The organism is Pseudomonas sp. GXM4, assembly GCF_008923895.1.
Lineage (GTDB): Bacteria > Pseudomonadota > Gammaproteobacteria > Pseudomonadales > Pseudomonadaceae > Aquipseudomonas > Aquipseudomonas atacamensis.
This window is the reverse complement of the sequence record NZ_WBRZ01000447.1, coordinates 1-2440: the sequence shown is the minus strand read 5'-3', so window position 1 is coordinate 2440 and position 2440 is coordinate 1. Positions and strand designations below refer to the sequence as shown.

Here is a 2440-nt window from a genome sequence, read left to right as displayed (position 1 = left end):
AATACATCGGATCCGACGGCCCCTTCGGAGCAGTTAACAGCGAATAACTCAGTCTTCCTGCATCACTTTGGCATATTTCGATTATTCACCGCCCGATTCACCGATTCAGATAATAAATTCGTTCCCTTTGTGCGTCCCCTTTGTGCCGGAAACGACCGCAGATACCAAAGCGCAAACCTGCGGCCAACGCCTGCGAATCCTTTGCCCTAACGCACGCATAGCGTGCGGTTCGGGAAGGGACCCAGAGCGTCTTGGTGACGTTGTGCGCTGCAAACGCTAGCGATCAAACCAGATCGATCAGCCAAACCGCGTTGTTATCGAACTTGCAAACATAAGCCTGCGTACCATTCTTACTGAGGGCCATATCGGCAGGCAAGTGGCCTACATCGATGCTCCTGCGGACTTGATGCGTTGCCGTATCAATTACCGCGATCACGTCAACACTGCAGGGGACATACAGAAGGCTGCCGTCGTGATTGAAAACGAGGTTTTGTGGATTGCGTGGGACTTCGATTTTCGCCAACACTTGTTTTAAATCCTGGTCAAACACCCACACCTTAGTGCTTTGATCCTGGCTGACATAAACGCGGGTACCGTCCGGGCTAACAGCGACGTAAAACCCTCTATAATCAAACACGACTCCAATCGAGACTTGATTTGTTTCAGTGTCAATCAACCGAACCGCCAGCCTGTCGGGACAAGTGAAATACGCGCGGGTACCGTCCGGACTGAAAGCAATATGATACGGTTGGCCTTCGACCGAGAAGGTGGTCAGGACTTCATTCGTCGACGTATCAATGACAGAGATGCTTTTACCACTGGCATTACAAACATATGCACGGCTACCATCCGGACTGACAGCGATCCCTGTCGGGACAAGTCCGACTTGAACACTCTTCAGAACGTTATTGCTCGCCGTATCAATCACCAAGACCGTGTCTCCAGCACTGCCCATGTAAGCGCGCTTACCATCCGGCCTGAACGCGATATGCCTGGCTATGAACGGGATTTTGGCTTCGACGTTATTAGTTGCGGTATCAATCACCCATACTGATTCGTATTGAAAATGGGCGACATAAGCCCGGGTACCGTCCGGACTGATGGTTATGTACCTCGGTTCGTGACCGACCTCAATTTCGGCGATTGGCGTGGGTCCAGTGGAAGTCGTTACAGTAAAGGTCTTCGCCGCAGAGGTTTGTCCCGAACCGTACAGCGCTTTTGCAGTGAAACTGTGCGCGGCAACTGTCAGTACGGCAACAAGCAATGTCCAGATGCCTGTTACCGGGTCGGCGGTCGGCTGACCTTTTGAGGTAGTGCCGTCCAGCACATCGACTTTGTGTCCTTTGGCTGCTACACCGCTCAGCGTCACAGCGGTTTCGACCGTAGTGCCGCCGTTTGGAATATCCGCACCACTTGGTGAGCCTTTTACCGAGTCCAGGGTCGGCACTATGTCTTCAAAGGCCTTGACCTTGTAAGTACGTAAAGCAAACGTCACGGCCTCGCTCTCGACTTGACTGCCGCCAAAGCCTGCCTTGAACTCCACTTCCAGGTCACTGCCATCTTCCAGGCTTTGCAAGTCCGCTAGCGGAAAGATGTGAACGGCAAAACCCTGGTTGATCCACTTCGTATTGGTTTGCGAAGTCGGTGGTTGCCAGAAGATTTTCGAGTAATGACCTCCGCCTTTTATAGTCCCTTTCGCTTTGAGCCAGACATATTGTTTCAGCGCAATAAGGGGATAGCTGTCCACGTAAAGGTAGACCTGCGTGGTCAATTGACTGACGTCCAGTTCGGGCCCTTCGCCTCCTTCGGATGCCTGCATGATCAGCGGCTTGGGCAAATCGCTTTGCGCGATGGGCGACACCGCCAGCGCACGAATCCGCGACTCTTTCGGATCCTGGGTGCCGCGCGTTACCGTGTAATCCAGCGTGATGGACTTGGCGAGGTTGAAGGCGAGCACCGAGACGGCCAGCGGTATTTCCTGCGCACCGACGGTGGTGACTGGCCATGGCTCGGTGGTGTGTGAACCGGCAGCCGGCGTTCCGGGGGCGCCGGTCCAGCGGACGATGATCTTGTCGCCGACCAGCATGCCGTCATAGTCGATTACCGCCGTCAGTGCATTCTGGGCATCCAGTGGATCGAGGCTGGTGTCGTTCGGCGCTTCCTTGATTTTTGGTTCCTTCAGACCCAGCGCCACCCCGACACTGAACTCCAGCGGCTCGGCGTAACTGGTCCCGCCGGCCGCGCGTTTGATTTGGTATTTGGCGATCACCGTCCCGCCTTCGTTGCCCTTGATCCACTTGGCGTCGATAGGGAACGGCACTTCCTTGCCAGCGGTGAGTTCGTTCAGCTTGATCGAGTCGCGGTATTCGCCCGTGATTGAACCGATCCAGAACATGAAGACTTCGTCGCCGGTCACTGTTTCCGTGTAGATCACCGTCAG

At 54.6% G+C, this 2440-nt stretch carries 1 pseudogene; it reads right to left on the bottom strand.

Features of this window, described 5'->3' with window-relative positions:
- Positions 1-283: 283 nt before the first annotated feature.
- Positions 284-2440: pseudogene (locus F8N49_RS27235) on the bottom strand (PD40 domain-containing protein); the annotation flags it as partial.